Source organism: Sphingobium sp. B11D3B (assembly GCF_025961735.1).
Lineage (GTDB): Bacteria > Pseudomonadota > Alphaproteobacteria > Sphingomonadales > Sphingomonadaceae > Sphingobium.
Genome location: NZ_JAOQOF010000001.1, coordinates 2,695,408 through 2,717,666 on the forward strand (window position 1 = coordinate 2,695,408; position 22,259 = coordinate 2,717,666).

General features: G+C 65.3%; 29 protein-coding genes. 15 read left to right on the forward strand and 14 right to left on the reverse strand.

Going from position 1 to position 22,259, the window contains the following annotated elements; translation table 11 throughout:
* Positions 1-138: 138 nt before the first annotated feature.
* The 5 genes from M2333_RS12390 to M2333_RS12410 all read right to left on the reverse strand — a co-directional run bounded on the left by M2333_RS12390 (position 139) and on the right by M2333_RS12410 (position 4,428).
* On the reverse strand, positions 139-801 hold the full coding sequence (locus tag M2333_RS12390) for a phosphatase PAP2 family protein (RefSeq protein WP_264611969.1): 663 nt from the start codon (positions 799-801) through the stop codon (positions 139-141).
* Positions 802-812: 11 nt separating this feature from the next.
* The gene (gene lpdA / locus M2333_RS12395) at positions 813-2,228 is read right to left on the reverse strand and encodes a dihydrolipoyl dehydrogenase (RefSeq protein WP_264611970.1); all 1,416 of its coding nucleotides are present in this window, start codon (positions 2,226-2,228) and stop codon (positions 813-815) included.
* Complete coding sequence (locus M2333_RS12400; RefSeq protein ID WP_264611971.1) at positions 2,221-2,595, reverse strand: endonuclease domain-containing protein; 375 nt, start codon at positions 2,593-2,595, stop codon at positions 2,221-2,223. Before M2333_RS12400 ends, lpdA begins: the two co-directional genes overlap by 8 nt.
* 107 nt (positions 2,596-2,702) lie before the next feature.
* Positions 2,703-3,107: an acyl-CoA thioesterase gene (locus M2333_RS12405; protein WP_264611972.1), complete on the reverse strand. Its 405-nt coding sequence runs from the start codon at positions 3,105-3,107 to the stop codon at positions 2,703-2,705.
* Between the two features lie 7 nt (positions 3,108-3,114).
* Positions 3,115-4,428 carry a pyruvate dehydrogenase complex dihydrolipoamide acetyltransferase gene (locus M2333_RS12410; RefSeq protein WP_264611973.1) on the reverse strand — a complete coding sequence of 438 codons (1,314 nt, stop codon included), beginning with the start codon at positions 4,426-4,428 and terminating at the stop codon, positions 3,115-3,117.
* 142 nt (positions 4,429-4,570) lie between these two features.
* Here M2333_RS12410 and M2333_RS12415 point away from each other — a divergent pair, with 142 nt between their 5' ends.
* A complete protein-coding gene (locus M2333_RS12415) occupies positions 4,571-5,026 on the forward strand; it encodes a universal stress protein (RefSeq protein ID WP_181561548.1) in 456 nt (151 codons plus the stop codon).
* Positions 5,027-5,201: 175 nt separating this feature from the next.
* On the opposite strand, the gene M2333_RS12420 is transcribed toward M2333_RS12415, so the two are convergent.
* Positions 5,202-5,813 (reverse strand): superoxide dismutase, encoded by a 612-nt coding sequence (locus M2333_RS12420; RefSeq protein WP_264571487.1) that lies wholly within the window; start codon positions 5,811-5,813, stop codon positions 5,202-5,204.
* Between the two features lie 247 nt (positions 5,814-6,060).
* Between M2333_RS12420 and M2333_RS12425 the strand changes: the two genes are divergently transcribed.
* Positions 6,061-6,624, forward strand: coding sequence for a urate hydroxylase PuuD (locus M2333_RS12425; RefSeq protein ID WP_264574156.1), 564 nt, complete (start codon positions 6,061-6,063; stop codon positions 6,622-6,624).
* Positions 6,625-6,657: 33 nt separating this feature from the next.
* Here the strand turns inward: M2333_RS12425 and pspF are convergent, their stop codons facing one another.
* Positions 6,658-7,698, reverse strand: a complete 1,041-nt coding sequence (gene pspF, locus M2333_RS12430; protein WP_264611974.1) for a phage shock protein operon transcriptional activator — start codon at positions 7,696-7,698, stop codon at positions 6,658-6,660.
* 182 nt (positions 7,699-7,880) lie between these two features.
* On the opposite strand from pspF, the gene M2333_RS12435 reads away from it, so the two are divergent.
* From M2333_RS12435 to M2333_RS12475, 9 genes are all read left to right on the forward strand, one after another.
* Positions 7,881-8,057 carry a hypothetical protein gene (locus tag M2333_RS12435; RefSeq protein ID WP_181560860.1) on the forward strand — a complete coding sequence of 59 codons (177 nt, stop codon included), beginning with the start codon at positions 7,881-7,883 and terminating at the stop codon, positions 8,055-8,057.
* A gap of 66 nt (positions 8,058-8,123) precedes the next feature.
* A complete protein-coding gene (pspA, locus tag M2333_RS12440) occupies positions 8,124-8,792 on the forward strand; it encodes a phage shock protein PspA (RefSeq protein WP_181560861.1) in 669 nt (222 codons plus the stop codon).
* Positions 8,793-8,795: 3 nt separating this feature from the next.
* On the forward strand, positions 8,796-9,062 hold the full coding sequence (gene pspB / locus M2333_RS12445) for an envelope stress response membrane protein PspB (RefSeq protein WP_181560862.1): 267 nt from the start codon (positions 8,796-8,798) through the stop codon (positions 9,060-9,062).
* 1 nt (position 9,063) lies between these two features.
* The gene (pspC, locus tag M2333_RS12450) at positions 9,064-9,444 is read left to right on the forward strand and encodes an envelope stress response membrane protein PspC (protein WP_181560863.1); all 381 of its coding nucleotides are present in this window, start codon (positions 9,064-9,066) and stop codon (positions 9,442-9,444) included.
* A gap of 95 nt (positions 9,445-9,539) precedes the next feature.
* Positions 9,540-9,842: a cell division protein ZapB gene (locus tag M2333_RS12455; protein WP_264572317.1), complete on the forward strand. Its 303-nt coding sequence runs from the start codon at positions 9,540-9,542 to the stop codon at positions 9,840-9,842.
* A 29-nt stretch (positions 9,843-9,871) separates the two neighbouring features.
* On the forward strand, positions 9,872-10,171 hold the full coding sequence (locus M2333_RS12460) for a hypothetical protein (RefSeq protein WP_264611975.1): 300 nt from the start codon (positions 9,872-9,874) through the stop codon (positions 10,169-10,171).
* Between the two features lie 25 nt (positions 10,172-10,196).
* Positions 10,197-10,457: a hypothetical protein gene (locus M2333_RS12465; protein WP_264611976.1), complete on the forward strand. Its 261-nt coding sequence runs from the start codon at positions 10,197-10,199 to the stop codon at positions 10,455-10,457.
* A gap of 40 nt (positions 10,458-10,497) precedes the next feature.
* On the forward strand, positions 10,498-10,929 hold the full coding sequence (locus M2333_RS12470; RefSeq protein WP_413716493.1) for a SufE family protein: 432 nt from the start codon (positions 10,498-10,500) through the stop codon (positions 10,927-10,929).
* 134 nt (positions 10,930-11,063) lie between these two features.
* Positions 11,064-11,558 (forward strand): flavin reductase family protein, encoded by a 495-nt coding sequence (locus M2333_RS12475; protein ID WP_264611978.1) that lies wholly within the window; start codon positions 11,064-11,066, stop codon positions 11,556-11,558.
* A 5-nt stretch (positions 11,559-11,563) separates the two neighbouring features.
* Here the strand turns inward: M2333_RS12475 and M2333_RS12480 are convergent, their stop codons facing one another.
* Positions 11,564-12,049: a vgr related protein gene (locus M2333_RS12480; protein WP_264611979.1), complete on the reverse strand. Its 486-nt coding sequence runs from the start codon at positions 12,047-12,049 to the stop codon at positions 11,564-11,566.
* 618 nt (positions 12,050-12,667) lie between these two features.
* Between M2333_RS12480 and M2333_RS12485 the strand changes: the two genes are divergently transcribed.
* The 4 genes from M2333_RS12485 (at position 12,668) to M2333_RS12500 (ending at position 15,866) form a co-directional block, all read left to right on the forward strand.
* Positions 12,668-13,468, forward strand: coding sequence for an exodeoxyribonuclease III (locus M2333_RS12485; RefSeq protein WP_181560868.1), 801 nt, complete (start codon positions 12,668-12,670; stop codon positions 13,466-13,468).
* 13 nt (positions 13,469-13,481) lie between these two features.
* Positions 13,482-14,546, forward strand: a complete 1,065-nt coding sequence (gene ribA / locus M2333_RS12490) for a GTP cyclohydrolase II (protein WP_264611980.1) — start codon at positions 13,482-13,484, stop codon at positions 14,544-14,546.
* Positions 14,543-15,073 carry a L,D-transpeptidase family protein gene (locus M2333_RS12495; protein WP_264611981.1) on the forward strand — a complete coding sequence of 177 codons (531 nt, stop codon included), beginning with the start codon at positions 14,543-14,545 and terminating at the stop codon, positions 15,071-15,073. Before ribA ends, M2333_RS12495 begins: the two co-directional genes overlap by 4 nt.
* Positions 15,074-15,173: 100 nt before the next feature.
* Positions 15,174-15,866, forward strand: a complete 693-nt coding sequence (locus M2333_RS12500) for a methyl-accepting chemotaxis protein (protein WP_264611982.1) — start codon at positions 15,174-15,176, stop codon at positions 15,864-15,866.
* A 1-nt stretch (position 15,867) separates the two neighbouring features.
* Here the strand turns inward: M2333_RS12500 and M2333_RS12505 are convergent, their stop codons facing one another.
* From M2333_RS12505 to aroC, 6 genes are all read right to left on the reverse strand, one after another.
* Positions 15,868-17,724, reverse strand: a complete 1,857-nt coding sequence (locus tag M2333_RS12505; RefSeq protein WP_264571494.1) for an ABCB family ABC transporter ATP-binding protein/permease — start codon at positions 17,722-17,724, stop codon at positions 15,868-15,870.
* A gap of 77 nt (positions 17,725-17,801) precedes the next feature.
* Positions 17,802-18,737 (reverse strand): glutaminase, encoded by a 936-nt coding sequence (locus M2333_RS12510; RefSeq protein ID WP_413716494.1) that lies wholly within the window; start codon positions 18,735-18,737, stop codon positions 17,802-17,804.
* Between the two features lie 8 nt (positions 18,738-18,745).
* Positions 18,746-20,068, reverse strand: a complete 1,323-nt coding sequence (locus M2333_RS12515) for a dicarboxylate/amino acid:cation symporter (RefSeq protein WP_264611984.1) — start codon at positions 20,066-20,068, stop codon at positions 18,746-18,748.
* Between the two features lie 73 nt (positions 20,069-20,141).
* The gene (locus M2333_RS12520) at positions 20,142-20,558 is read right to left on the reverse strand and encodes a secondary thiamine-phosphate synthase enzyme YjbQ (protein WP_264572319.1); all 417 of its coding nucleotides are present in this window, start codon (positions 20,556-20,558) and stop codon (positions 20,142-20,144) included.
* A 27-nt stretch (positions 20,559-20,585) separates the two neighbouring features.
* Positions 20,586-21,173: a hypothetical protein gene (locus M2333_RS12525; protein ID WP_264611985.1), complete on the reverse strand. Its 588-nt coding sequence runs from the start codon at positions 21,171-21,173 to the stop codon at positions 20,586-20,588.
* Positions 21,170-22,240: a chorismate synthase gene (aroC, locus tag M2333_RS12530; protein ID WP_264611986.1), complete on the reverse strand. Its 1,071-nt coding sequence runs from the start codon at positions 22,238-22,240 to the stop codon at positions 21,170-21,172. The genes M2333_RS12525 and aroC overlap by 4 nt, the downstream gene beginning before the upstream one ends.
* Positions 22,241-22,259 lie beyond the last annotated feature (19 nt).

Below are 22,259 nucleotides of genomic sequence, written 5' to 3' on the forward strand. Positions count from 1 at the left end.
GCTCGTAACGCGGCAATAAAATCGCGCGATATCAATGGCATATTGTGCAGTGCGGCATCGATGCAACGCTCGCGCAGAATCTTGCCATGAGATGAACGGATCGCTGGCCCAATCGACCGTCTGGGCTGCCGGCGAGGCTCAGTCGCGCGAGATGACCGGCCGCTGCAGAAGCGGACGCCACCAGGGCAGGATGAAAAACACGAGCAGCAGCCAGATCAGGCCGACCGCCCAGCCGCCCGCCACATCGCTCGGCCAATGCACGCCGAGCCACACCCGGCTGGCCCCCGTGGCGAGAATCATCGCCGCGCAGACCCATGTCACCACCCGGCTCCGCGCCAGCAGCGCGATGGCGCCATAGAGCGCCATTGCGCCGGCGGCGTGCCCGCTGGGAAAGCTGGTGCCCACAGTCTCGACGAGGCTGGGGAGCATATCGGGGGAGAGCATCATCGGGCGCGGCGCATTGAAGCCGAGCTTCACCACGCCGATGACGAGCGCGGTCCCCACGCCCGCGACCAGCAGCGGGATCAAGCGTTCGGGATGCCCCAGCTTGATGAAGACCAGCCCCACCGCCAGCACGATCAACGTGCGGCCGCCCACCGCGCCCAGCCGGTCCAGCGCCACCGCGCCATGCGTCACCAGCCCCGCACCGCGCACGCCGTGCAACTTGCCCGCCAGCCCCATCAGCCGCTCATCGATGGGCGCGAACAGGCCGGTGGGCTGGAGGAAGCCGATGGCCGCGACCAGCAACGCCAGACCGAGCGCAAAACTGAGCGCGACGCCCGGAGTTGGCGGTTGCCGCATCCGCCTTTGGATCAGATATGCACCGCCCGCCCGTAAGCGGCCAGCACGCTCTCATGCATGGATTCGCTGATGGTCGGGTGCGGGAAGACCGTCTGCATGAAGTCCTGCTCCACCAACTCGGCCGTCTTGCCGATGGTGTAGCCCTGGATCATCTCGGTCACCTCAGCGCCGACCATGTGCGCGCCGAGCAGCTCGCCGGTCTTGGCGTCGAACACCGTCTTCACGAAGCCTTCCGCCTCACCCAGCGCGATGGCCTTGCCATTGCCGATGAACGGGAAGGTGCCGACCTTGACGGTGTATCCCGCATCCTTCGCCTTCGCCTCGGTCAGGCCCACGGAGGCGACCTGCGGCTGGCAGTAGGTGCAGCCCGGAATGTTGAGCGGGTCCATTTCATGCGGGTGGACATCCTTGTTGCCCAGCGCCTGCGCAATCGCCTCGGCGGCGGTCACGCCCTCATGGCTGGCCTTGTGCGCGAGCCATGGCGGCGCGGTGACATCGCCGATCGCCCAGATGCCATCAACGCCGGTGCGGCACAGGCCGTCGGTCTTGATATGGCCCCGCTCCAGCGTGACGCCCAGCGCCTCCAGCCCGATATTCTCTGTGTTCGGCACGATGCCGATGGCGACGATGCAGTGGCTGAACTCGCTGGTCTCGCTCTTGCCATCCTTGCCCTTGATGGCGGCGGTGACGCCCGTGTCGCTGGCCTTGAGACTCTCCAGCGAGGCGCCGGTGACGATCTTCATGCCGCGCTTCACCAGCTGCTTTTCAAGGAACGCCGAGACGTCCTTGTCCTCGACCGGCACGATGCGGTCCATCATCTCGACCACGGTCACATCCGCGCCCATGTCGTTGTAGAAGCTCGCGAACTCGATGCCGATGGCGCCCGAGCCGATAACCAGCAGCTTGCCGGGCATTTCCGGCGGGGTCATCGCGGTGCGATAGGTCCAGATACGCTTGCCGTCCGCCGGCGCGAAGGGCAGATCACGCGCCCGCGCACCGGTCGCCACGATGATGTGCTTGGCCGCCAGATCGGTCTTCTTGCCGTCCTTGTCCGTGACCGAGAGCTTGCCTTTGCCGGTGATCGTACCCGTGCCCATGTGCACGGCGACCTTGTTCTTCTTCATCAGGTGCGTGACGCCGGCATTGAGCTGCTTGGCAACACCGCGCGAGCGCTTCACCACCGCCTCAATGTCCGCGCTGATCTTCTCGGCGGCCAGGCCATAATCCTTGGCGTGGCTCATATAATGGAAGATCTCGGCCGAGCGCAGCAGCGCCTTGGTCGGGATGCAGCCCCAGTTAAGGCAGATACCGCCGAGCAGCTCGCGCTCCACAATGGCCGTCTTGAGGCCAAGCTGGCTCGCGCGGATCGCCGCGACATAGCCGCCGGGGCCGGAACCGAGAACGATGACGTCATAGGATTCAGACACGAAATGCTCCATTCAAAGGCCCCTCTCCCCTCGTGGGAGAGGGGTTGGGGGAGAGGGGGCTGGCCCCGTCGGTCAGCGCGGACCAGATCGCCTCGGCAACCTGCTCCGTCCGCGCCAGAATATCATCATTCCAGAAGCGCAAGACGCGGAAGCCTTGGTGCTCAAGCCAGAGGGTTCGCTGATAATCCCGCTCGCTTGCGATATGCTGTGAACCATCTGCCTCGACAATGAGGCGCTGCTCGAAATTTACGAAATCGACGATGAATCGACCGATCACTTGCTGACGCTTGAACTTGTGACTCGCCAACCGCTTATTCCGCAGGACCGCCCAGAGCCGACTTTCTGCTTCGGTTGGATTTGCACGCATCTCTCGGGCTCGTTCGAGAAGGACGTCGCCCCCTCTCCCTCCCACCGCTTTGCGGCGGGCCCCTCCCTCTCCCGCAAGGGGAGAGGGAAGGTCTACGCGCCGAGCCTTCATTGCGCGTTCGCCAGGGGCGGCACCCTGCGGGGGCGGCGCACTTCGTCGATGGCGACGAAGATGAACCGGGCCTGCGTGACCTTGTAGGTTTCCTCGCTGTGCCGCGCGCGGCGCCAGGCCTCGACCTCAATGGTCATCGACGTGCTGCCCACCTTCACGAGCGTCGCGAAGACGGAGACCTCGTCCCCCACCAGCACCGGGCGGTGGAACTGCATGCCTTCCACGGCGATAGTGACAGCCCGGCCCTTGCTGTGCCGCGAGGCGACAAGCGCCGCCGCCATATCCATCTGGCCCATCAACCAGCCGCCGAAAATGTCCCCATAGGGATTGGCATCCGCCGGCGTCGCGGTGATCCGCGTCGCGGGCGCACCTTCCGGCAGGACATCCACGTCAGGGGCCATGGTGCGCTTACGCCACCAGACCCAGCGGCGCCTCTATCAGTTCCTTGAACACCTTCATCAGCTCCGCACCGTCGGCGCCATCGATGGCGCGATGATCGAAGCTGCCGGTGGCGGACATGACGGTCGCGATGCCGAGCGCATCGTCGATCACATAAGGCCGCTTCTCGCCAGCGCCGATCGCCATGATCATCGCCTGCGGCGGATTGATCACTGCCTCGAACTGCTTGATGCCCATCATGCCCATGTTGGAGAGGCTGGCCGTGCCGCCGGTGAACTCTTCCGGCTTGAGCTTGCCTTCCTTGGCGCGGGTGGCGAGGTCCTTCATCGCGGTCGAGATGGCGGAGACGGACTTGGCGCCGGCATCGGTGATGATCGGCGTGATCAGTCCGCCCTCGATGGACACCGCCACCGAGATGTCGGCCCGGCTGAACTTGAGCAACTGGTCGCCGGCGAACTGCACATTGCACTTGGGCACGGCGATCAGCGCCTTGGCCAGCGCCTTGATGAGCAGATCGTTGACCGAGAGCTTCACGCCCCGCGATTCGAGCGCCTTGTTCAGTTCGCCACGCAGCATAAGCAGCGCATCGAGGCGCACATCCACGGTAAGGTAGATGTGCGGCACCTGCTGCTTCGATTCGGTGAGGCGGCGCGCGATGGTCTTGCGCATGTTCGAGAGCTTCTCGACCTCGTGCGGAATGCCGAAATCCTGCGCGGTCGCGGCCACAGGCGCAGGCGCGGCCGAAGCCGACGCTGCGGGCGCCGCTGAGGGGCTCGCGGCGGGCTTAGGCGCGGTGCTGCCGGGCTTCACTCCCTCCAGATCTGCCTTCACGATACGGCCATTGGGGCCGGTGCCCGAAACCGCAGCCAGATCGATGCCGCTGTTCGTGGCGATGCGGCGGGCGAGCGGGCTGGCCTTGACGCGATCGCCAGAGGAGGCAGCGGCCGGCGCGGCAGTCGATTTCGCGACTTCCGGCTCCGGCTTGGGGGCGCTGGCGGCTTCCGGCTTCTTCTCCGGAGCGGCGTCGGCCTTGGGTGCGGGCTTGGCTGCAGCGGGGGCATCGCCGCTCGGCACCTCCTCGCCTTCCTCGACCAGCACCGCGATGACGGTGCCGACCTTCACATTGTCGGTCCCTTCGGCGACGAGGATCTTACCGACGACCCCTTCGTCCACGGCTTCAAATTCCATGGTGGCCTTGTCGGTCTCGATTTCGGCGAGCAAATCGCCGGAAGAGACGGTGTCGCCTTCCTTCACGAGCCATTTCGAAAGCGTGCCTTCCTCCATGGTCGGCGAGAGGGCGGGCATCTGGATATTGATCGCCATGGGGGCCAGGCTTTCCTGTTTTTCGGGTTGGACAATCACCGGCCACCTTCACGCTTTGCCCGTCGGGGTCAAGGCCATCCCTTGCATCCGGACCGAATTTCCCGCACCTACCGAGCCGGTTTCTTCGGGGGAGCAGGCGATGATGCGGACTTATCTCGTCGTGGTGGACGAAAGCAGCGAGGCGGAATCGGCCCTGCTGTTCGCCGCGCGCCGCGCTGCCAAGACGGGCGGCGGCGTGCATATGCTGGCGCTCGTGCCCAAGACCGAGTTCGTCCAATGGGGCGCCGTACAGGCGACGATGGAGGAGGAAGCCCGCGCCCGCGCCGAAGCCCTCGCGGCCAGTGCCGCCGGCACGCTGATGGCGGAAGCTGGCATCCAGCCCGCGATCACGGTCAAGGTCGGCGATCCCGTGGCATCGGTGAAAGAGATGCTGGCCTCGGGCGAAACGGTCGCCGCGCTCGTACTCGGCGCCGCGCCCAAGGGCGCGCCCGGACCACTGGTGGCGCACTTTGCCGGCAATGACGCCGGCACACTGCCCTGCCCCGTGATGATCATCCCCGGATCGCTGAGCCGCGAGGATATCGAACGGCTGAGTTAGGTCGGCCATCGTGTCCCTGCAGCGTGTTCCTGCGAAGGCAGGAACCCAGGGCGCAACCAACGAACCTCGCCGCCCTGGGCTCCTGCCTTCGCAGGAGCACTGTTAATTTCATTACGACAATGAAAAAGGGGCCGACCTTCGACAGCCCCTCCTTCAAAATCCGATTGCGGCGTGCTCAGCCCGGCTGGTTGGCCCGCTCGGCGCCATTGCCGTCCAGATTCTCCGCGACGAACGCCCAGTTGACGTGCTTCTTGAGGATCGTGTCCGCGAAGTTGGGGCGCGCGTTGCGATAATCGATGTAATAGGCGTGCTCCCATACATCGAGGATGAACAGCGGCGTATCGCCATGCGCCACCGGGCAATCGGCGTCGTGATAGCTGGTCACTTCCAGCTTGCCGTCCTTGAGGATCAGCGCGGCCCAGCCGCTGGCGAAGTGGCCGACGGCTTCCGCCTTCAGCTTCTCGATCAACGCGTCGGTCGAGCCGAAGCCTTCGTTGATGAGATCGGCCAGCTTGCCGCTCGGCTCCTGCGTCTCGGGCGAGAGGCACTGCCAGAAGAAGCTGTGGTTCCAGATCTGGCCGACCTGGTTGAACAGCCCGCCCTTGGAGGACTTGATCAGCTCCACGAGCGACTTGCCCTGCAGGGCCGGATCGGCGGCAACCAGCTCGTTGGCCTTCGTCACATAGGCATTGTGGTGCTTGCCGTGGTGATAGTCGAAGGTCTCGGCCGACATGTCATCGCCAAAGGCGGTCTTGGCATAGGGAAGGTCGGGCAGTGTGAATGCCATGGCGCTAATCTCCTCTTGGTGCATTAAAGTCGTTCTGCAGGCGAAACGCGCAGGCGCGCGATTCGTGTCGGTTGCCCGCAGCAGATGGCGCGTAGACCGGCAGCTTTCCAGTCATCTCTCCCGATCAGCGCCAAATATAATTTCGATATGACAGCGGCGCGACTTTGGCATAGCCTGTGCGATGGCCGATAACCGGCTTTAGGGGAGGGTGCGGTCAAAGCACCCGGCAAACGACTGGGGGAGCATCATGACGAAACTGTTCGGCAATCTGCATCTCGTCCTGCTGATCGGGGTTATTCTGACCCTGGCTGTCATTTACGGCATTGGCCCGAATGGCGAATCCGTCTCCGCCGCCTTGCGCTGGCTGCACACCTTCTTCGGCATTTTGTGGATCGGCCTGCTCTATTACTTCAACTTCGTGCAGATCCCGACCATGCCCAAGGTCCCGGCAGAGCTGAAACCGGGCGTCTCCAAGTTCATCGCGCCCTCCGCGCTGTTTTTCTTCCGCTGGGCCGCGGCGCTGACCGTGCTGACCGGTCTGCTGGTGGCATGGCGCACCGGCTATCTGCACGAGGCGTTCGCGTTCAAGGCGCCCTATCAACTGATCGGTCTGGGCATGTGGCTCGCCGTGATCATGGCGATCAATGTGTGGTTCGTGATCTGGCCGGCGCAGAAGAAGGCGCTGGGGCTGGTGGCCGCCGACGATGCGACCAAGGCCAGCGCCGCCACCCGCGCGATGATCTTCAGCCGCACCAACACGTTGCTGTCGATCCCGATGCTCTACTGCATGGTCAACTTCAACGGCGGCTGAGCGGCCGGCGCCCTGCGCGAGGCGGCAAGCGCCTCAAAGCAGGGCGTGTTTCTTCAGGCAGTGCCGCAACTGGTCGTAGGAGAGCCCGATCGCCTTGGCCGTGGCGCGCTGGTTGAAGCGGTGGCGCTGGAGCGCATGGCGCAGGATCGCGGCCTCATGCGCGTCGACAGCGCCGCGAAAGTCGGCGACATCGTCCAGCGCGATCAGCAATCGCCCGTCCTCGACCGCGCCCTCCTCGGAAGGACCGGAAACAGGCGCCGCGCTGGCGGCAGCGGGCTTGCCCGGCATCGGCTGCGGCTTCCATGGCGAAGCAAAGGGATCGAGCTGGATCTCGTCGATCGGCCGATCCGGGTCGGGCCAGCGATACACGGCGCGCTCGACGACATTGCGCAGCTCGCGCACATTGCCGGGCCAGCGATAGGCGTTGAGCGCCGTCATCATCCGCTTGGAAAAGCCCGGCCATGACGACCAGCCGCATTCCGATGCCATCTTGCGCCCGAAATGCTCGACCAGAACGTCGACATCGCCCTCGCGCCCGCGCAGAGGCGGCAGGGTAATCACCTCGAAGCTCAGCCGGTCGAGCAGGTCGGCGCGGAACCGCCCGGCTTCCACGGCATCGGGCAGATGCTCGTTGGTCGCTCCGACAATCCGCACATCCACATTGAGCGGCCGCGAACTGCCGATGCGCGTCACCTCGCCATATTCCACGGCGCGCAGCAGCCGCTCCTGCGCCGCCATGGAGAGCGTGCCCAGTTCATCGAGGAATAGGGTTCCGCCATCAGCCTCCTCGAAGCGACCGGCCCGCGCCCGTGTCGCGCCGGTGAAGGCGCCGGCCTCATGGCCGAACAGCTCGGCCTCGATCAGCGTCTCGGGCAAGGCGGCGCAGTTCATGATGATGAGCGGCCCATCCCAGCGCTGGGAAAGGCGATGGATGCGCTCGGCGATCAGCTCCTTGCCAGTACCCCGCTCGCCGATGACCAGCACCGGGCGGTTGAGGTCAGCCGCACGGCCGGCCTGCTCGACCGCATCCAGAAAGGCGAGGGATTCCCCGACGAAATGCGTCGTCTTTTCCATTCCCAACTTTTAGGGATATTTCCCAACTCATTGCAACAAACAATGCTTCGCGCGCACCTCGGCCGAGAAGAAATTGGCGAAAATCCGGGCTTCTCAGAAATTGGCACGCCCCCTGCAGTGCATTAGGCAATCCGCCAATGAGCGGGATTTGAAGGCCTAACCAGGATCAGGAAGAGACCGCCATGTTGAACACAATCGACCGCTTCGGTGCTCAGACCGCCGCAGCATGTCTTACCCTTATTTTCAGCGCCATCATGGTGATCGGCGCTGTCGGCCCTGCGGTCACCGGCAACCCTGCCGCCACGACTGCAGCGGCTCTGGACAACACACCGGACAAGCCGTCACAATCCCTTGTGTGACGGCTTCAAGGTCGGGGCAGCACACCCCCGCTGCCCCGACCGAACCGCCTCAGTTGGAGTATGTACATGAGTATTTTCTCTCGCACCCGGGACATCATTGCCGCCAACGTGACCGATCTGCTGGATCGCGCCGAGGACCCGGCCAAGATGATCCGCATGATCATCCTCGAAATGGAGGAGACGCTGGTCGAGGTGCGTGCATCGGCAGCGCGGACCATCGCCGACCAGAAGGAGATGCGCCGCCACATCGCCAAGCTCGATGCCCTGCAGGAAAGCTGGGTCGAGAAGGCGCAGCTCGCCCTCTCCAAGGATCGCGAAGACCTTGCCAAGGCCGCGCTGGTCGAAAAGCAGAAGGCCGGCGACATGGCCGAGCAGCTGCGCGGGCAGATTGCCATGCTGGATGAGGCGCTGGCCGCATCCGAAGAGGACATCGCCAAGCTGCAGGCCAAGCTGCGCGAGGCGCGTGTCCGGCAGAACAGCCTCGTCGCCCGCATGGAGAGTGCACAGACGCGCCGGCGTGCGCGCGAGATGTACAATGGTGAGCGCGTGCAGGATGCCTTCTCCCGCTTCGAACTGCTGGAGCGCCGGGTCGATCTGGCTGAAGGCGAGGCCGATGCCATGGGTCTGGGCGGTCAGCCCAAGACGCTGGAGCAGGAGATCGCCGAACTCCAATCCGCCGACAAGGTGGAAGCCGAACTCGCGGCGCTCAAGGCCGCGCAAGCCAGGAAGGATTGATCCATGGAGGACGTCTTTCTGCCTATCGTCATCTGCGGGATGCTGTTCATCGGCATGCCGTGGCTGATCTTCCACTATGTCACCAAGTGGAAGCAGGCGCCCAAGATCACCGACGAGGACGAACGGCTGCTCGATGAGATGCACATGCTCGCCCGTCGCCTGGAGGAGCGCCTCCAGACGGTCGAGCGGATCATCGCCGCCGACAATCCCGATTTCCGTCCAGCCCGCCCGAGCGCGAGCGACGATCCCTATTTCGACAGGAGGAACTGAGATGTCCGCCCGCCGCACCAAATTCTACCTCGACAAGAAGAATGCCAAGGCCATGGGCGTCTGCGCTGGCATTGCCGACTATATGGGCATCGACGTGCTCTGGGTCCGCATTGGCGCCGTGCTCGTGACGCTGGCCGGCGGCTTCCCCTGGACGGTGATCGCCTATCTGCTCGCCGCATGGATGGCCGAGCCCAAGCCGACCGGCCTCTATGCCGACCGGGAAGACGAGCGCTTCTGGCAGGGCGTGCGCACCAATCCGGCGCGCTCTACCCGCGATGTGCGCAGCAAGTTCCGCGACATCGACCGGCGCCTGTCCGACATCGAGACCTTCTACACCAGCCGCAACACCCGGCTTGCCGACGAGATCGACAGCCTGCGCTGACACGAGACGCGAGGCGAATGAGAGGCGCAACAGCGCTCGATTACAGGGGAATTTGAACCATGGATCCTATCACCGCGGACGCCGTCGTCGAATCGATGCCGCTCATCGTCGGCGCCAGTTCACTGATCGGCCTGCTGGCCATCGCCGGATGGGTCTTCAACACATGGCTGCGCGTCCGGCACGGCTATCCGCTCGAGAACAGCTGGGGCAAGGCCGTCTATCCGCAGAAGAATGAGGAGCTCAGCGAGCGCATCAAGCTGCTCAGTCAGGAGAATGCGCAGCTGCGTGCCGAGCTTGGCGCGGTCAAGGATCGCCTGGCCAATGTGGAGCGCATCGTGACCGACAGCGCCCTTCATCTGACCAACGAGATCGAAAGCCTGCGCACCCCCTCCAACTGATCGCCATCCAACTGGCCGGGAGCCCCATCATGCCCGCTTCAATGCTGTTATTCTTCATGATTGTCGTCGGCATCCCGGTCATCGGGGGCATCTGGAGCAAATATATGCGGCAGAAGATGAAGCTCCGCGAGCGCGAGTTGGACGTGCTCGGCACACAGACCGCAGAAAAGGCCGCACAATATGCCGCGCAGGTCGAGCGGCTGGAGCAGCGGGTGCGGGTGCTGGAGCGGATCGTGACTGATCGCGGCGCCGCCCTCGCCCACGAAATCGACCAGCTCGGCGGCCCTGAATCCGTCTCTCACGAAATGCCCACGCGGACCGACCACTAAGACATCGACAGGAGGAGATAGAGTCATGACCGATCTTGACCTCGTGAAGCACGCCATGACCATGATAGCGCTAACTTTGTCGTTCGCACTTGTCGCCCTGGCCATGCTCAAGGGCTGGAACGGATGGCTGGCGCTAAAGCGGGCAGAGCTGGACATGGCCGCCAGCCGCGCCGCCCCGCGCGCGCCGACCCCGGACGCACCCCTGGCCGGCGGGCTGATCGAGATGGCCGATCTCAAGGAGCGCATCCGCAAGCTGGAAGCCATCGCCGCCGGCATCGACGTCTGATCCGCAGAGTTTCACTGGCCTCCCGCGCGCCGCGACCTATATGGGCGGCATGACGACATTGCAGACCATCCAGGACGATTACGAACTGCTCGAAGGCGATGAGCGCTACCGGCTACTGATCGACCTGGGCCGCGAACTGGAGCCGATGCCGGACGCGCTGAAGACGGACGCGACGCTCGTGCGGGGCTGCTCCGCCTCCGTCTGGGTCTACCCGACACGGCTGGACAATGGCGCGCTGCATTTCCTGGCGGACAGCAATGCCGCCATCACCAAGGGCATCATCGCCTTGGTCCTCCTCACCGTGCAGGACCGGATGCCGGCGGAGGTCGCGACGTTCGACATCGAACAGGCGCTGGCACCCTTCGACCTCAAGCGCCAGCTCTCGTCCAATCGCACGCAAGGGCTGCCGAACATGATCGCGCTGATCCGGGAAACGGCGACTCGCCTGCAGGCGGAGGATGCTGCCAGTTGAAAGGGGGCGGTTGACAGGCTCGCATCACAGCTTGCAGGTTGGGCGCCATGCCGGTGAGCGGTTTTCACCGCAGTGTAATTGGAATGCGGCCTCCGTCACGAACAGGGCGGGCGCCAGAAGAAACAGGTGGCGCATTGATTGATTCCAAGCATTTCCGCGACGTTCTCGGCAGTTATCCCACCGGCGTATGCGTCATCACCTCAAATAATGCGGACGGTCAGCGCTGGGGTCTGGCGGTCGGCACTTTTTCTTCGATCTCGCTTGACCCGCCGCTGGTCGGCTTCCTGCCCGACAAGCGCTCGGGCAGCTGGGCCAATATCGCCACCACCGGCCGCTTCTGCGTGAATGTGCTCGGCAATGCCCAGCTGGAAACCTGCCGGCGATTCGCCTCGCGGCATGACGACAAGTTCGAGGGCATGGCCCATGGCACCAGCCCCGGCGGCCTGCCGATCCTCGATGGCGCGCTCGCATGGATCGAATGCGCGATCGAAAAGGTCGTGGAATTGGGCGACCATCTTCTCGTCGTCGGCGCGGTGCAGGCCATGGAGCGTGCGCCCGAGGGATCGCCGCTGATCTTCTATCGCGGCGGCTATCACCGGCTGGTCGATCTGGAAGACGCCACCGCTTGACCGGCTCACGCCCGGCCGAACGGCAGGATCGCCTCCAGCACCGGTAAAGGCGGCTTGCCCGGCACCTGCCGGCCGTTCCGCATCAGGAAGACATGGCGGACGATCTCCGCCTGCTGCTCGATCCCATAGCGCGCGAACGGCTTGCCCGGCTGGAAGTCGTAATCATAGCGGCAGAACGGGTGGCGTCGCACCAGCAGGTTGGTCCCGGTCTGGTGCTGCCAGACATGCGTCATTTCGTGAATGAACAGCCCTTGCGCCGCCAGGTCGCTCGCGCCGAAGCAATCGCAATAGCTGCGCCCCTGCGGATGGAAATGAATGTGCCCGCGCGGCGCCATGACGATGGCGCGCGGCTGGAAGGGCCACCATTTGCGGTTGCGAATTCGCACCTCATCGAGCGCGATCGCATCGCCGAACATGCGCTCGACCAGCGCGCGCTCCGGCTGGGACAGCGGCCGATCGACGGCGGCAACGTGCGGGGGTAGGACGGCCATGCAGCCGAGATAGGCGCCCCTGCCTCACCGGCAAGGCCCGCCCGCCCCGGCGCATTCCCGCCGGCCGTCACTCGCTCTTGAGATCGAGAACCGACACCGCCGCCAGAATGACGCCAAAGACCGCAACCATGCCGATGAAGGTCAGGACCGGCCACTGCATAAGAAGGTTCATCGCGAATGCTCCTGCAAACCATGTGATGAGCCCTCTTTTCACCGAACGGCGCCGCCGACATTGATCGGCATCAAACCCGCGCCCGCCCCATCCGGGCGGAATTTTTTACGGATGATCACAGCTCCCCTCTTCCCGTGCGCAAAAACCGACAATCTTGCCCAAGTCTGACAGGTCCATTCATCGGGCGGTCATCTGGGCTGACTTAGAAAAGCGATGTGGCGCGGGGACTGACCTCGGGATTCCCCCCTGTTGCCCGGGCTTCGCCCCGCACCACATGCGCAAAAATTCAGGCGCTTTCTTCGAGCCCCCGCTCCATGCCCCCCGGAGCGGGGGTTTTCGATGTCCGCGCGATCCGCCCGGTCTAATGCCGCGGCGCACAGCCCCCGAGTCAAAATAATCGCTTCGCGGCTTGGGTTCGGCGCCGAGGGCGGCTAGGGACTTTGGCCATGTCGACCAAGCAGACTCTCAAGATCGCCTCCTGGAATATCAACAGCGTCCGCGCCCGCCTCGAAATCGTCGAGCGCTTCCTCACCGAGTATCAGCCGGACGTTCTGTGCATGCAGGAGACGAAGGTCGTGGACGGCTCCTTTCCGGAGGGCCTGTTCCGCCGGCTCGGCTATAATCATCAGGTGCTGCACGGCCAGCCGATGCACCATGGCGTAGCCATCGTCAGCCGCATTCCGGTGCGTGAGGACGAGCGACTCGACTGGCAGGCCAATGGCGAGGCGCGCCACATCGGCGTGCGGCTGGAAAACGGCCTGCGCATCGAGAATGTCTACGTGCCCGCCGGCGGCGAAGAGCCGGACCGCACGATCAACCGCAAGTTCGGCCAGAAGCTCGATTTTCTGCAACGCATGATCGATTGGTCCGGCAAGCTCGGCGGATCGACCCTGCTGCTCGGCGACTTCAACGTCGCGCCGCTCGAGTGCGACGTGTGGAGCCACAAGCAGCTCATCAACGTCGTCAGCCACACCCAGATCGAGCGCGACCTGCTCGGCCATCTCCAAAGCTCGCACAACTGGATTGACCTTGGCCGGCGCTTCGTGCCCGCGCCCGAGCGGCTCTACACCTGGTGGAGCTACCGCGCGCAGGATTGGGCAAAGTCGGATCGCGGCCGTCGGCTCGACCATATGTGGCTGAGCCCCGATCTCGCCGAGACGGCGGTGTCGCACCAGGTCGCCGAGGATTGTCGCAGCTGGACGCGCCCCTCGGACCACGCCCCGCTCATCACGGAATTCGCCTTCTGATGGGCGCGCGATAATGGACGCGCGCGCTGCGGCTCGCGCCATCGATGCTCTCCGGCGCGGCTGGCCGATCCGGCTGGTCGATGCAGGTGACGCGCTGACGCTGCTGCCTGTGGAAGGCGCAACGCCGACGAGCCTCTCCTCGTTCGACCCGGCGGCAGAGGCGCCCCTGCTGCTCTCCGCCGCGCGGGCCGTCACGCTCAAGCTCGCCAACCAGCGGGAGGCGGCGGACCCACAAGCGCCGGCGCTCATCGCCCGCGAGCGCTGGATCGATTCGCCCGCCGCCGCCATGGCCATTGCCGATCCGGTGCGCGATCTCGCGACGCCGCTCAAAGGCCCGTTCCGCGCCCTGCCGGTGCCGCACCCGGCCCTGGCCGCCGCCGCCCTCACCCTTGCGCGCCTCGCCGGCATGTTGCCCGCCTTCTTCATCGGCTCCGAGGACGCCGAGGCCGAGGTGCAGCTGAGCGCGGACGATATCGCCACTTATGCAGACCCGACCCGGCTTGCCATCGCCGCCCGCGCGCGGTTGCCCGTCGAAGCCAGCGTGGATGCGCAAATCGTCGCCTTCCGCTCCCCGGAAGACCCGCGCGAGCACATCGCCCTCGTCATCGGCGAGCGCGACGGCAGCGCCCCGGTCGTCCGCCTGCACAGCGAGTGCCTGACCGGCGACGTACTCGGCTCGCTCAAATGCGATTGCGGCCCGCAATTGCACGGCGCTCTGCACGAGATCGCCCATGCGCGCTGGGGCGTTCTGCTCTACCTCCGGCAGGAGGGGCGCGGCATCGGCCTCATCAACAAGCTGCGTGCCTATCAGCTGCAGGATCAGGGCTTCGATACGGTGGACGCCAATGTCCGCCTGGGCTTCGCCATCGATGCGCGCGATTTCGGCGTCGCGGCACGCATGCTCGATCTGCTCGGCATCGACGAAATCCGGCTGCTCACCAACAATCCGGAGAAGGTCGCCGGCCTGGAATCGCAGGGCATCCGCGTGGCCGAACGGCTGCCGCTGGCTTTGCCCTCCAATCCCCATAATGAGCGCTATCTCGCCACCAAGCGGGACCGCACCGGCCATCAGTTGTGAGCGAAGCGCCAGCCATTCTGGTCGATGGCGAGGCGGGGCGCCTGACCATCGGCGACTGGTCCTGCGCCTGCGTCATCGGCAAGAGCGGGCTCATTGCTGCGGCGGACAAGCGCGAAGGCGACGGCGCCTCGCCCATCGGTGATTGGCCAGTGCGCGCCGCGCTGCTCCGCCCCGGTCGCATCGATGCCGCTCAGGCGCCCGCAATCCCGTGGCGCTGGGTCCGGCCGGACGATGGCTGGAGCGACGATCCCGCCGACCCGGCCTATAACCGCCCCGTCCATCTGCCGCGCCACACCAGCCACGAGCTGCTCGCACGCGCGGATCAGGCCTATGACGTCATCATCGTCCTTGGCCATAATGATGCGCCGCCAACGCCCGGCATGGGCAGCGCGATCTTCTTCCACCAATGGGTGATCGGTGAGAATGGCCAGCCCAAGGCGACGGAAGGCTGTGTCGCCATCGCCCCGGACGACATGCGCACCGTCCTTGGGCTGCTTCGCCCCGGCACGACGCTCCGTTTGCGATAGCGCATCCTGCCGCGTTCAACGGCTCGTCGCGAAACCACCCCATGGTAAGCAGCGCTTAACCACAGGGGCCTCACCTGCCGGGACGACCACAAGGTGATTCATGAACGCATATCTCGAAGACGGGCGGACCGACGCAGCCTGGCAAGCCATTTGCCGGTCCCAGGGCGTCATCGAATTCAGTCCGGAAGGCACCATCCTGTGGGCCAATGACGTCCTGCTCGAGACATTGGGCTACCGCCTCGATGAGGTGGTCGGCGAGCATCATCGCATCTTCTGCGCACCATCCTTCGTGCGCTCCACTGACTATGCGGCCTTCTGGCGGACGCTGACCTCCGGCGCGTTCCACGCCGGCCGCTATGAGCGGCGCTCACGCGGCGGCGCCTCTGTCTATCTTCAGGCGACCTATAATCCCGTTGTCGATTGTCAGGGCAGACCGGTGCGGATCCTCAAGATCGCCTCCGACGTTACCCGGCAGGTCCAGCTCGAACAGGAAGTGCAGGCCCGCTATGAGGAAAGCCAGCGCCTGCAGGGTGAATTGCAGCGCGGCAATGCCCGGCTCCAGTCCACCATGGCCGAACTGGCGGCCATCGTGACCACGATCGGCGCCATCGCGAACCAGACCAACCTGCTGGCACTCAACGCCCGCATCGAAGCCGCCCGCGCCGGCGAGGCCGGTCAGGGTTTCGCGGTCGTCGCCAATGAGGTGAAGAAGCTGGCTGGGGACACGCGCCTTGCGACGTCCCGCGCGGCGGACATGATGAAGCACAGCATCGCGCCCGGCATCGCCGCCTGAGCTACTCCGCCGCATCCTCCAGCGATGCGCTGGATTCGGATGCCGCCAATCCCGCCTCCGGGTTCATCCGCTCGGCCTGCTGGCGCATCCACATCTGCGCATAATGGCCGCCGAGCGCGAGCAATTGCGCGTGCGTGCCCTGCTCGACCACGCGGCCGTCATCCATCACGATGATGCTGTCGGCATGGACGATGGTCGAGAGCCGGTGCGCGACGATGATCGTCGTGCGCCGCGCGGCTACGTCATCGAGCACGGTCTGGATCGCCGCTTCCGTGCGGCTGTCGAGCGCACTGGTCGCCTCGTCGAGGACCAGGATCGGCGGGTCCTTGACCAGCGTGCGCGCGATGGCGACGCGCTGCTTCTCGCCACCGGAGAGCTTGAGGCCGCGCTCGCCCACCCGCGTGTCATAGCCCTTGGGCAGCGAGTCGATGAAGCGGTCGATCGCCGCCCCGCGCGCACCGGCCTCGATATCCGCCTGCGTCGCGCCGTCACGGCCATAAGCGATGTTGTAGCCGATGGTATCGTTGAACAGCACCATGTCCTGCGGCACGATGCCGATGGCGGCGCGCAGCGAGGTCTGTTGCACGCGGGCAATATCCTGTCCGTCGATGAGGATGCGGCCGCCCTGAATATCGTAGAAGCGGAAGAGCAGCCGCGCGATGGTCGACTTGCCCGCGCCGGAATGGCCGACCACCGCCAGCGTCGTACCCGCAGCGACATGGAAGCTCACGCCCTTGAGGATCGTTCGGTCGGGATCATAGCCGAACACCACGTCCTCGAAGCGGATATCGCCCGCCGTCACCGCCAGCGGCGGCGCATCGGGCACGTCCTTGATCTCGGTCTCGGTATCGATCAGCCTGAACATCGCCTCCATGTCGATGAGGCCTTGGCGGATCGTCCGATACACCATGCCGAGCAGATCGAGCGGGCGGAAAAGCTGCATCAGCAACGCATTCACCAGTACGACATCGCCCGGCGTGAACCGGCCCTGCGCCCAGCCCCACACCGTGAACGCCATCGCCCCGCCCATCATCACATTGGTGATGAGCGCCTGGCCGATGTTGAGCATCGCAAGGCTGTTGTTGCTCTTGGTCGCGGCGTTCATGTAGCTGCGCTGCGCTGCGCCATAGCGTGCTGCCTCGCGGTCTTCCGCCGTGAAATATTTGACCGTCTCGAAGTTGAGCAGGCTGTCCACGGCATGGGCCGTCGCCCCGGTATCGAGATCGACCATCTCCCGCCGCAGCGCGTTGCGCCATTCGGTGATCTTCTGCGTGAAGGCCGTGTAGAGCGCGATCATCACCAGCGTGCCCGCCACCAGCCCGAAGCCGAACTTGACCTGGAAGATGATGCACACCGCGATCAGCTCGATCGCCGTCGGGGCGATGTTGAACAGCAGGAAGTGCAGCATCGTCTCGATGGACGTGGTGCCCCGCTCGATGACCTTGGTAACGCCGCCGGTCTTGCGGTTGAGGTGGAAGCGCAACGAGAGATTGTGCAGGTGGCGCAGCGTCTGCTCGGCCATCAGCCGCTGGGCATTGCGCCCGACCCGCTCGAAGGCGACATTGCGCAGATTGTCAGAGACGACGCCGCCAAAGCGTGCGCCCGCATAAGCCAGCACCAGCCCCAATGCGACGGCCACCCCCGCCTGCATCCCCGGCCCCATCCGGTCGATGATACCCTTATAGGCAAAGGGCATGACGAGGATGATCGCCTTGCCCAGCAACACCAGCACCAGCGCGACGATGATCCGCGCCTTGAGATTGGGCTCACCCGCCGGCCAGAGATAGGGCAGGAAGCGCCGCAACGTCGCCCATGCGGGCGGCGTGGGCAGATCCTTATCCTGATTGTCCGGTGGCATGGATGCCAGTTAGGCGCGCGGCCACCGCTTGCCAAGGGTGGTGATCATCCCAATGCGCAAGAGCGGCCCTGCCCAACTCACGCCCGCGCGCTGAAGACGCTCCAGCCGGTCGCTTCGGCCAGCCGTTCCAGGGCGCGCGTGCCGAGGTGGGAGTTGCCGCTTTCGTTGAGGCCGGGCGACCAGACGGCGATGCTCGCCTTGCCGGGTACGACGGCGAGAATGCCACCGCCGACGCCGGATTTGCCCGGCATCCCCACCCGAAAGGCGAAGTCGCCGCTGGCGTCATAATGGCCGCAGGTCAGCATCAGCGCGTTGATGCGGCGAGCGCGGCGGGGCGAGACCACGCGCCCGCCCGCCGGCTGGCGTCCATCCAGCATGAGGAAGCGGCCGGCCTGCGCCAGTTGCACGCAATCCATCGCAATGGCGCATTGGTGGAAATAGCAGCCCGTCACCAGATCGACGGGATTGTGGATGTTCCCGAACGCCCGCATGTAATTGGCCAGCGCAATGTTGCGGTAGCCGGTCTCCGCCTCGCCGCGCGCCACGCTTTCATCGATGGCGATGCTCTCGTCATCGGCCAGATAGCGCACGAAGCGCAGCAGCGCGCCGATGGATTCGCGTGGGCGATGGCCGGAGAGATTGACGTCCGCCACCACCAGCGCGCCGGCGTTGATGAACGGATTGCGCGGAATGCCCTGTTCGGCCTCAAGCTGGACGATGGAGTTGAAGGCATTGCCGGAAGGCTCGCGGCCAACGCGCTTCCAGAGCTGGTCCCCCACCTTGCCGAGCGCCATGGTGAGCGCGAACACCTTGGAGATGGACTGGATCGAAAAGCTCGTGCGCGCATCCCCACCCATGGCGATGGTCCCATCCGCGCCGACAATGGCCATGCCGAACTGGTCCGGGGACACGTTGGCAAGGCCGGGGATATAGGTCGCGACGGCGCCGCGATCCCGTTCGGCCGCCATGGCCGCGACGATCTCGTCGACGATTGTCTGCAGGTCGCCAGCCATCGGAGCGATCAATGGATGACGATATCGGCAGGCTCCTGCGGCAGCTCATCGCCTGAGGTGCTGGCGATCACCTGCGCCGCGACCAGATCGCCCACCACATTCACCGTGGTACGGCACATATCGAGGAAGCGGTCCACACCCAGCACGAGCCCGATGCCTGCCGGGGGCACGCCCACGCTGGCGAGGATGAGCGCGATCACCGGCAGCGTGCCGGCCGGAACGCCCGCCGTGCCGATCCCGCCCATGATGCAGATGAGCATCACGACGAGCTGCTGGCCGAGCGACAGATCAACGCCGAAAAATTGCGCGAGGAACAGCACCGTCACGCCCTCGAACATGGCTGAGCCATTCTGGTTGGCAGTGGCGCCGATGGTGAGCACGAAGCGGGAGATAGGGCGCGGGAGCTTCAGGCCCTCCTCGGCGACCCGCAACGATGTGGGCAGGGTCGCGTTGGACGAGGCTGTGGCGAAAGCCATCACGCTGGCTTCCTGCGTCTCGCGGAAGAAGGCGATGGGGCTTTTGCCCGCGATGAACTTGAGGATGAGCGGAAACACGCCGAACATCTGCAGGCCGAGCGCCAGCAGCACGACAAAGACAAAGGCGGAAAGACGCCCGATCAGTTCCCAGCCAAACAGCGCCGCCAGATTGAACATGAAGCAGAAGATGGCGATGGGCGCGAGCTTGATGACAAGGCCGATAAGCCGCATCGAGACCTCGAAAATGCCTTCGAACCCGGCTTTGAGCGTGGCGGTCTTCGCCGGATCGACCAGCAGGAAGCCGACGCCGAAGAAGAGCGCGAAGAACATCACCGCCAGAATGTCATTCGCGCCCATTGCCCCGACGATATTGGTCGGCACGATCGACAGCACAGCGTCGACACCGGTTTTGGACTCGCCAGCCTGCGCCACGATGGAGGCGGCCCCTTCCGCCGATTGCGCGATCATGCTGCGGGCCAGCGCCGGATTGATGCCGCCGCCCGGCTGGAGCAGATTGACGAGCGCCAGAGCGATGGCGACCGAAATGCTGGAAACAACGACCGTGTAGAGCAAGGTGCGCAGGCCCACGGTCTTGAGATGCCGCGCCTCCCCCATATCCGCGACGCCCACGATCAGCGCCGAGACCAGCAGCGGAATGATGAGCATGAACAGCAGGCGCAGGAAGATCTGGCCAATGGGCTGCGTGACATAGGTGGTGACGATCGCCACCCAGGCCGCGTCCGCCGCGACGCTGTGGACGATCAGCCCCAGCACCAGCCCCGCAAGGAACCCGCCGAGCATCCAGTATTGCAGGCGCGTTTCCTTGCGGTCTTCGCCCGCGCTGGCTTCGGTCATGCTCGATCCCCTTTTGGTGTTGCGAAGCAGGCTAACAGTGCGGGGAGCGCATCGCAAATACGCAAAAAGCCACTCAGCATCCCAGAAGATGCAACGCCACCTCGCGCTGATGCGGGGCACGGCGATGCTCGACCAGATAGATGCCCTGCCAGGTGCCGAGCGCCAGCCGCCCGCCGATCAGCGGCACGCTGAGCGAAACACCGGTCAGGACCGCCTTGACATGCGCCGGCATATCGTCCGGCCCTTCATCGTCATGGAGATAGCGCTGGTCCTCGGGCGCCATCCGCGCCAGCCAGGCGAGCAGATCTTTCTGCACCGCCGGCGCGGCATTTTCCTGAATGGTGAGCGAGGCGGAGGTGTGGCGGCAGAAGACCGTAAGCAGGCCTTCGTCCATGCCCTGCGCCAAAGCCCAATGCGAAACCTCGCGGCTGATCTCCACCATGGCCTGCCCCGGCGTCGCGATGCGCAGGACCGTGCTGGCCTGCCGCAGATCAGCCATGGGCGCCCGTAGCAAAGATCACGAGCAGCCCTCGACCCATTGGACCTGCTCCCACTGGCCGATGCGCCAGCTCTGCACGGTCTTGCCGTCCGTCTCCGCGATCAGCCCCGTCGGCGCATTGGCCCGATGGAACACCAGATAATGGCCGGTCGGCCCGGTATAGGGATGCGGCTGCACTTCGGCCGAACCGAGCCGCTTGATCGCCTCGGCTTCGCTCTGGCCCACGCGCAGGCCAAAGGGGCCCTCCTGCTGCGCATCGGAGACGTCGACCCGCACGACATGGTCGCCATCCAGCATCACCGCCGCGTCCGGCCAGCCCTTGAAATGCGCATAGGTGCAGGTCGAGCCCGGCATGGGATCGTCCCGCCCGGCGACCGCGAGCCCTTCAGCGGCCAGCTCGGCCAACGTTGCGCCGATGCGGATCGGCCCGACCTGGTCGAGCGTCTCTGCCTCCGCCGGCTCCTCAGCCGCATTCGCCGCGTCGGCGCTGTCGTTGGCCGGCACAGCGATGTTGCGACCCGCCTGCGCGCCATTGCCCGGATCGTCAGGCTGGGACTGACAGGCGGCAAGGCTTGCCAGAGCGAGGATGGCGAGGGCCGTCCTCATCCGCACTGCGCCCGGTGGAGCAGCGCCTGATCGGCCAGCACCAGCGCCATCATCGCCTCGACCACCGGCACCCCGCGAATGCCGACGCAGGGATCATGGCGACCCTTGGTGCGGATGTCCGCTGCCGTCCCCTCGCGCGTCACCGTTTCCTGCGGAATAAGGATCGAGCTGGTCGGCTTGAACGCCACGCGCACCCGGATCGGCTGACCGGTGGCGATACCGCCGGCGATGCCACCTGCATGATTGGCGAGGAACACGGGGCGACCGTCGTTGCCCGGGCGCATCGGGTCGGCATTCTCCTCGCCGCGCAGCCGCGCAGCCGCAAAGCCGTCGCCAATCTCCACGCCCTTCACCGCGTTGATGCTCATCATCGCCGCCGCCAGTTCGCTGTCCAGCTTGGCATAGAGCGGTGCGCCCCAGCCGGCGGGCACGCCCATGGCGACGCATTCGACCACCGCGCCGAGCGAGGAGCCATCCTTGCGGGCCGCATCGACAAGCGCTTCCCAGCGCGCGGCCGCAGTCGGGTCCGGGCAGAAGAAGGGATTGTTGCCGATCTCGCTGGCATCGAATGCCGCAGGATCGATGGCGTCCCCGCCGATCTCGCTGACATAGCCAAGGATCTGGACCTGCGGCACCACCAGCCGTGCCACGGCACCCGCCGCGACCCGGCTCGCCGTCTCGCGCGCCGATGAGCGCCCGCCGCCGCGATAATCGCGCAGGCCATATTTGGCATCATAGGCATAATCGGCATGGCCGGGCCGATAGGCCTGCGCGACCTCGGAATAGTCCTTGGAGCGCTGGTCGACATTCTCGATCATCAGGCTGATCGGCGTTCCGGTCGTCTTCCCCTCAAACACGCCGGAGAGGATGCGCACCTGATCCGGCTCCTGCCGCTGGGTGGTGAAGCGCGATGTGCCCGGGCGGCGCTTGTCCAGCCAGGGCTGCACATCGGCCTCGCTCAGCGCCAGTCCCGGGGGGCAGCCATCCACCACGGCGCCGATGGCCGGGCCATGGCTCTCGCCCCAGGTGGTGAAGCGGAAGACCCGCCCGAAACTATTGACGCTCATGCCATTCTTTCCAGCTCAG

Excerpts from the sequence above, each read along its gene's own strand:
- M2333_RS12510 (WP_413716494.1), bottom strand. The coding sequence starts at position 18,737 with ATGGCTGGCGACCTGCAGACAATCGTCGACGAGATCGTCGCGGCCATG.
- M2333_RS12515 (WP_264611984.1), bottom strand. The coding sequence starts at position 20,068 with ATGACCGAAGCCAGCGCGGGCGAAGACCGCAAGGAAACGCGCCTGCAA.
- M2333_RS12505 (WP_264571494.1), bottom strand. The coding sequence starts at position 17,724 with ATGCCACCGGACAATCAGGATAAGGATCTGCCCACGCCGCCCGCATGG.
- M2333_RS12485 (WP_181560868.1), top strand. The coding sequence starts at position 12,668 with ATGTCGACCAAGCAGACTCTCAAGATCGCCTCCTGGAATATCAACAGC.
- M2333_RS12465 (WP_264611976.1), top strand. The coding sequence starts at position 10,197 with ATGACCGATCTTGACCTCGTGAAGCACGCCATGACCATGATAGCGCTA.
- M2333_RS12415 (WP_181561548.1), top strand. The coding sequence starts at position 4,571 with ATGCGGACTTATCTCGTCGTGGTGGACGAAAGCAGCGAGGCGGAATCG.
- aroC (WP_264611986.1), bottom strand. The coding sequence starts at position 22,240 with ATGAGCGTCAATAGTTTCGGGCGGGTCTTCCGCTTCACCACCTGGGGC.
- pspA (WP_181560861.1), top strand. The coding sequence starts at position 8,124 with ATGAGTATTTTCTCTCGCACCCGGGACATCATTGCCGCCAACGTGACC.
- M2333_RS12500 (WP_264611982.1), top strand. The coding sequence starts at position 15,174 with ATGAACGCATATCTCGAAGACGGGCGGACCGACGCAGCCTGGCAAGCC.
- M2333_RS12470 (WP_413716493.1), top strand. The coding sequence starts at position 10,498 with ATGGGCGGCATGACGACATTGCAGACCATCCAGGACGATTACGAACTG.
- M2333_RS12420 (WP_264571487.1), bottom strand. The coding sequence starts at position 5,813 with ATGGCATTCACACTGCCCGACCTTCCCTATGCCAAGACCGCCTTTGGC.
- M2333_RS12460 (WP_264611975.1), top strand. The coding sequence starts at position 9,872 with ATGCCCGCTTCAATGCTGTTATTCTTCATGATTGTCGTCGGCATCCCG.
- M2333_RS12425 (WP_264574156.1), top strand. The coding sequence starts at position 6,061 with ATGACGAAACTGTTCGGCAATCTGCATCTCGTCCTGCTGATCGGGGTT.
- M2333_RS12400 (WP_264611971.1), bottom strand. The coding sequence starts at position 2,595 with ATGCGTGCAAATCCAACCGAAGCAGAAAGTCGGCTCTGGGCGGTCCTG.
- M2333_RS12405 (WP_264611972.1), bottom strand. The coding sequence starts at position 3,107 with ATGGCCCCTGACGTGGATGTCCTGCCGGAAGGTGCGCCCGCGACGCGG.
- M2333_RS12480 (WP_264611979.1), bottom strand. The coding sequence starts at position 12,049 with ATGGCCGTCCTACCCCCGCACGTTGCCGCCGTCGATCGGCCGCTGTCC.
- pspF (WP_264611974.1), bottom strand. The coding sequence starts at position 7,698 with ATGGAAAAGACGACGCATTTCGTCGGGGAATCCCTCGCCTTTCTGGAT.
- M2333_RS12435 (WP_181560860.1), top strand. The coding sequence starts at position 7,881 with ATGTTGAACACAATCGACCGCTTCGGTGCTCAGACCGCCGCAGCATGT.
- pspB (WP_181560862.1), top strand. The coding sequence starts at position 8,796 with ATGGAGGACGTCTTTCTGCCTATCGTCATCTGCGGGATGCTGTTCATC.
- ribA (WP_264611980.1), top strand. The coding sequence starts at position 13,482 with ATGGACGCGCGCGCTGCGGCTCGCGCCATCGATGCTCTCCGGCGCGGC.
- M2333_RS12455 (WP_264572317.1), top strand. The coding sequence starts at position 9,540 with ATGCCGCTCATCGTCGGCGCCAGTTCACTGATCGGCCTGCTGGCCATC.
- M2333_RS12410 (WP_264611973.1), bottom strand. The coding sequence starts at position 4,428 with ATGGCGATCAATATCCAGATGCCCGCCCTCTCGCCGACCATGGAGGAA.
- pspC (WP_181560863.1), top strand. The coding sequence starts at position 9,064 with ATGTCCGCCCGCCGCACCAAATTCTACCTCGACAAGAAGAATGCCAAG.
- M2333_RS12390 (WP_264611969.1), bottom strand. The coding sequence starts at position 801 with ATGCGGCAACCGCCAACTCCGGGCGTCGCGCTCAGTTTTGCGCTCGGT.
- M2333_RS12525 (WP_264611985.1), bottom strand. The coding sequence starts at position 21,173 with ATGAGGACGGCCCTCGCCATCCTCGCTCTGGCAAGCCTTGCCGCCTGT.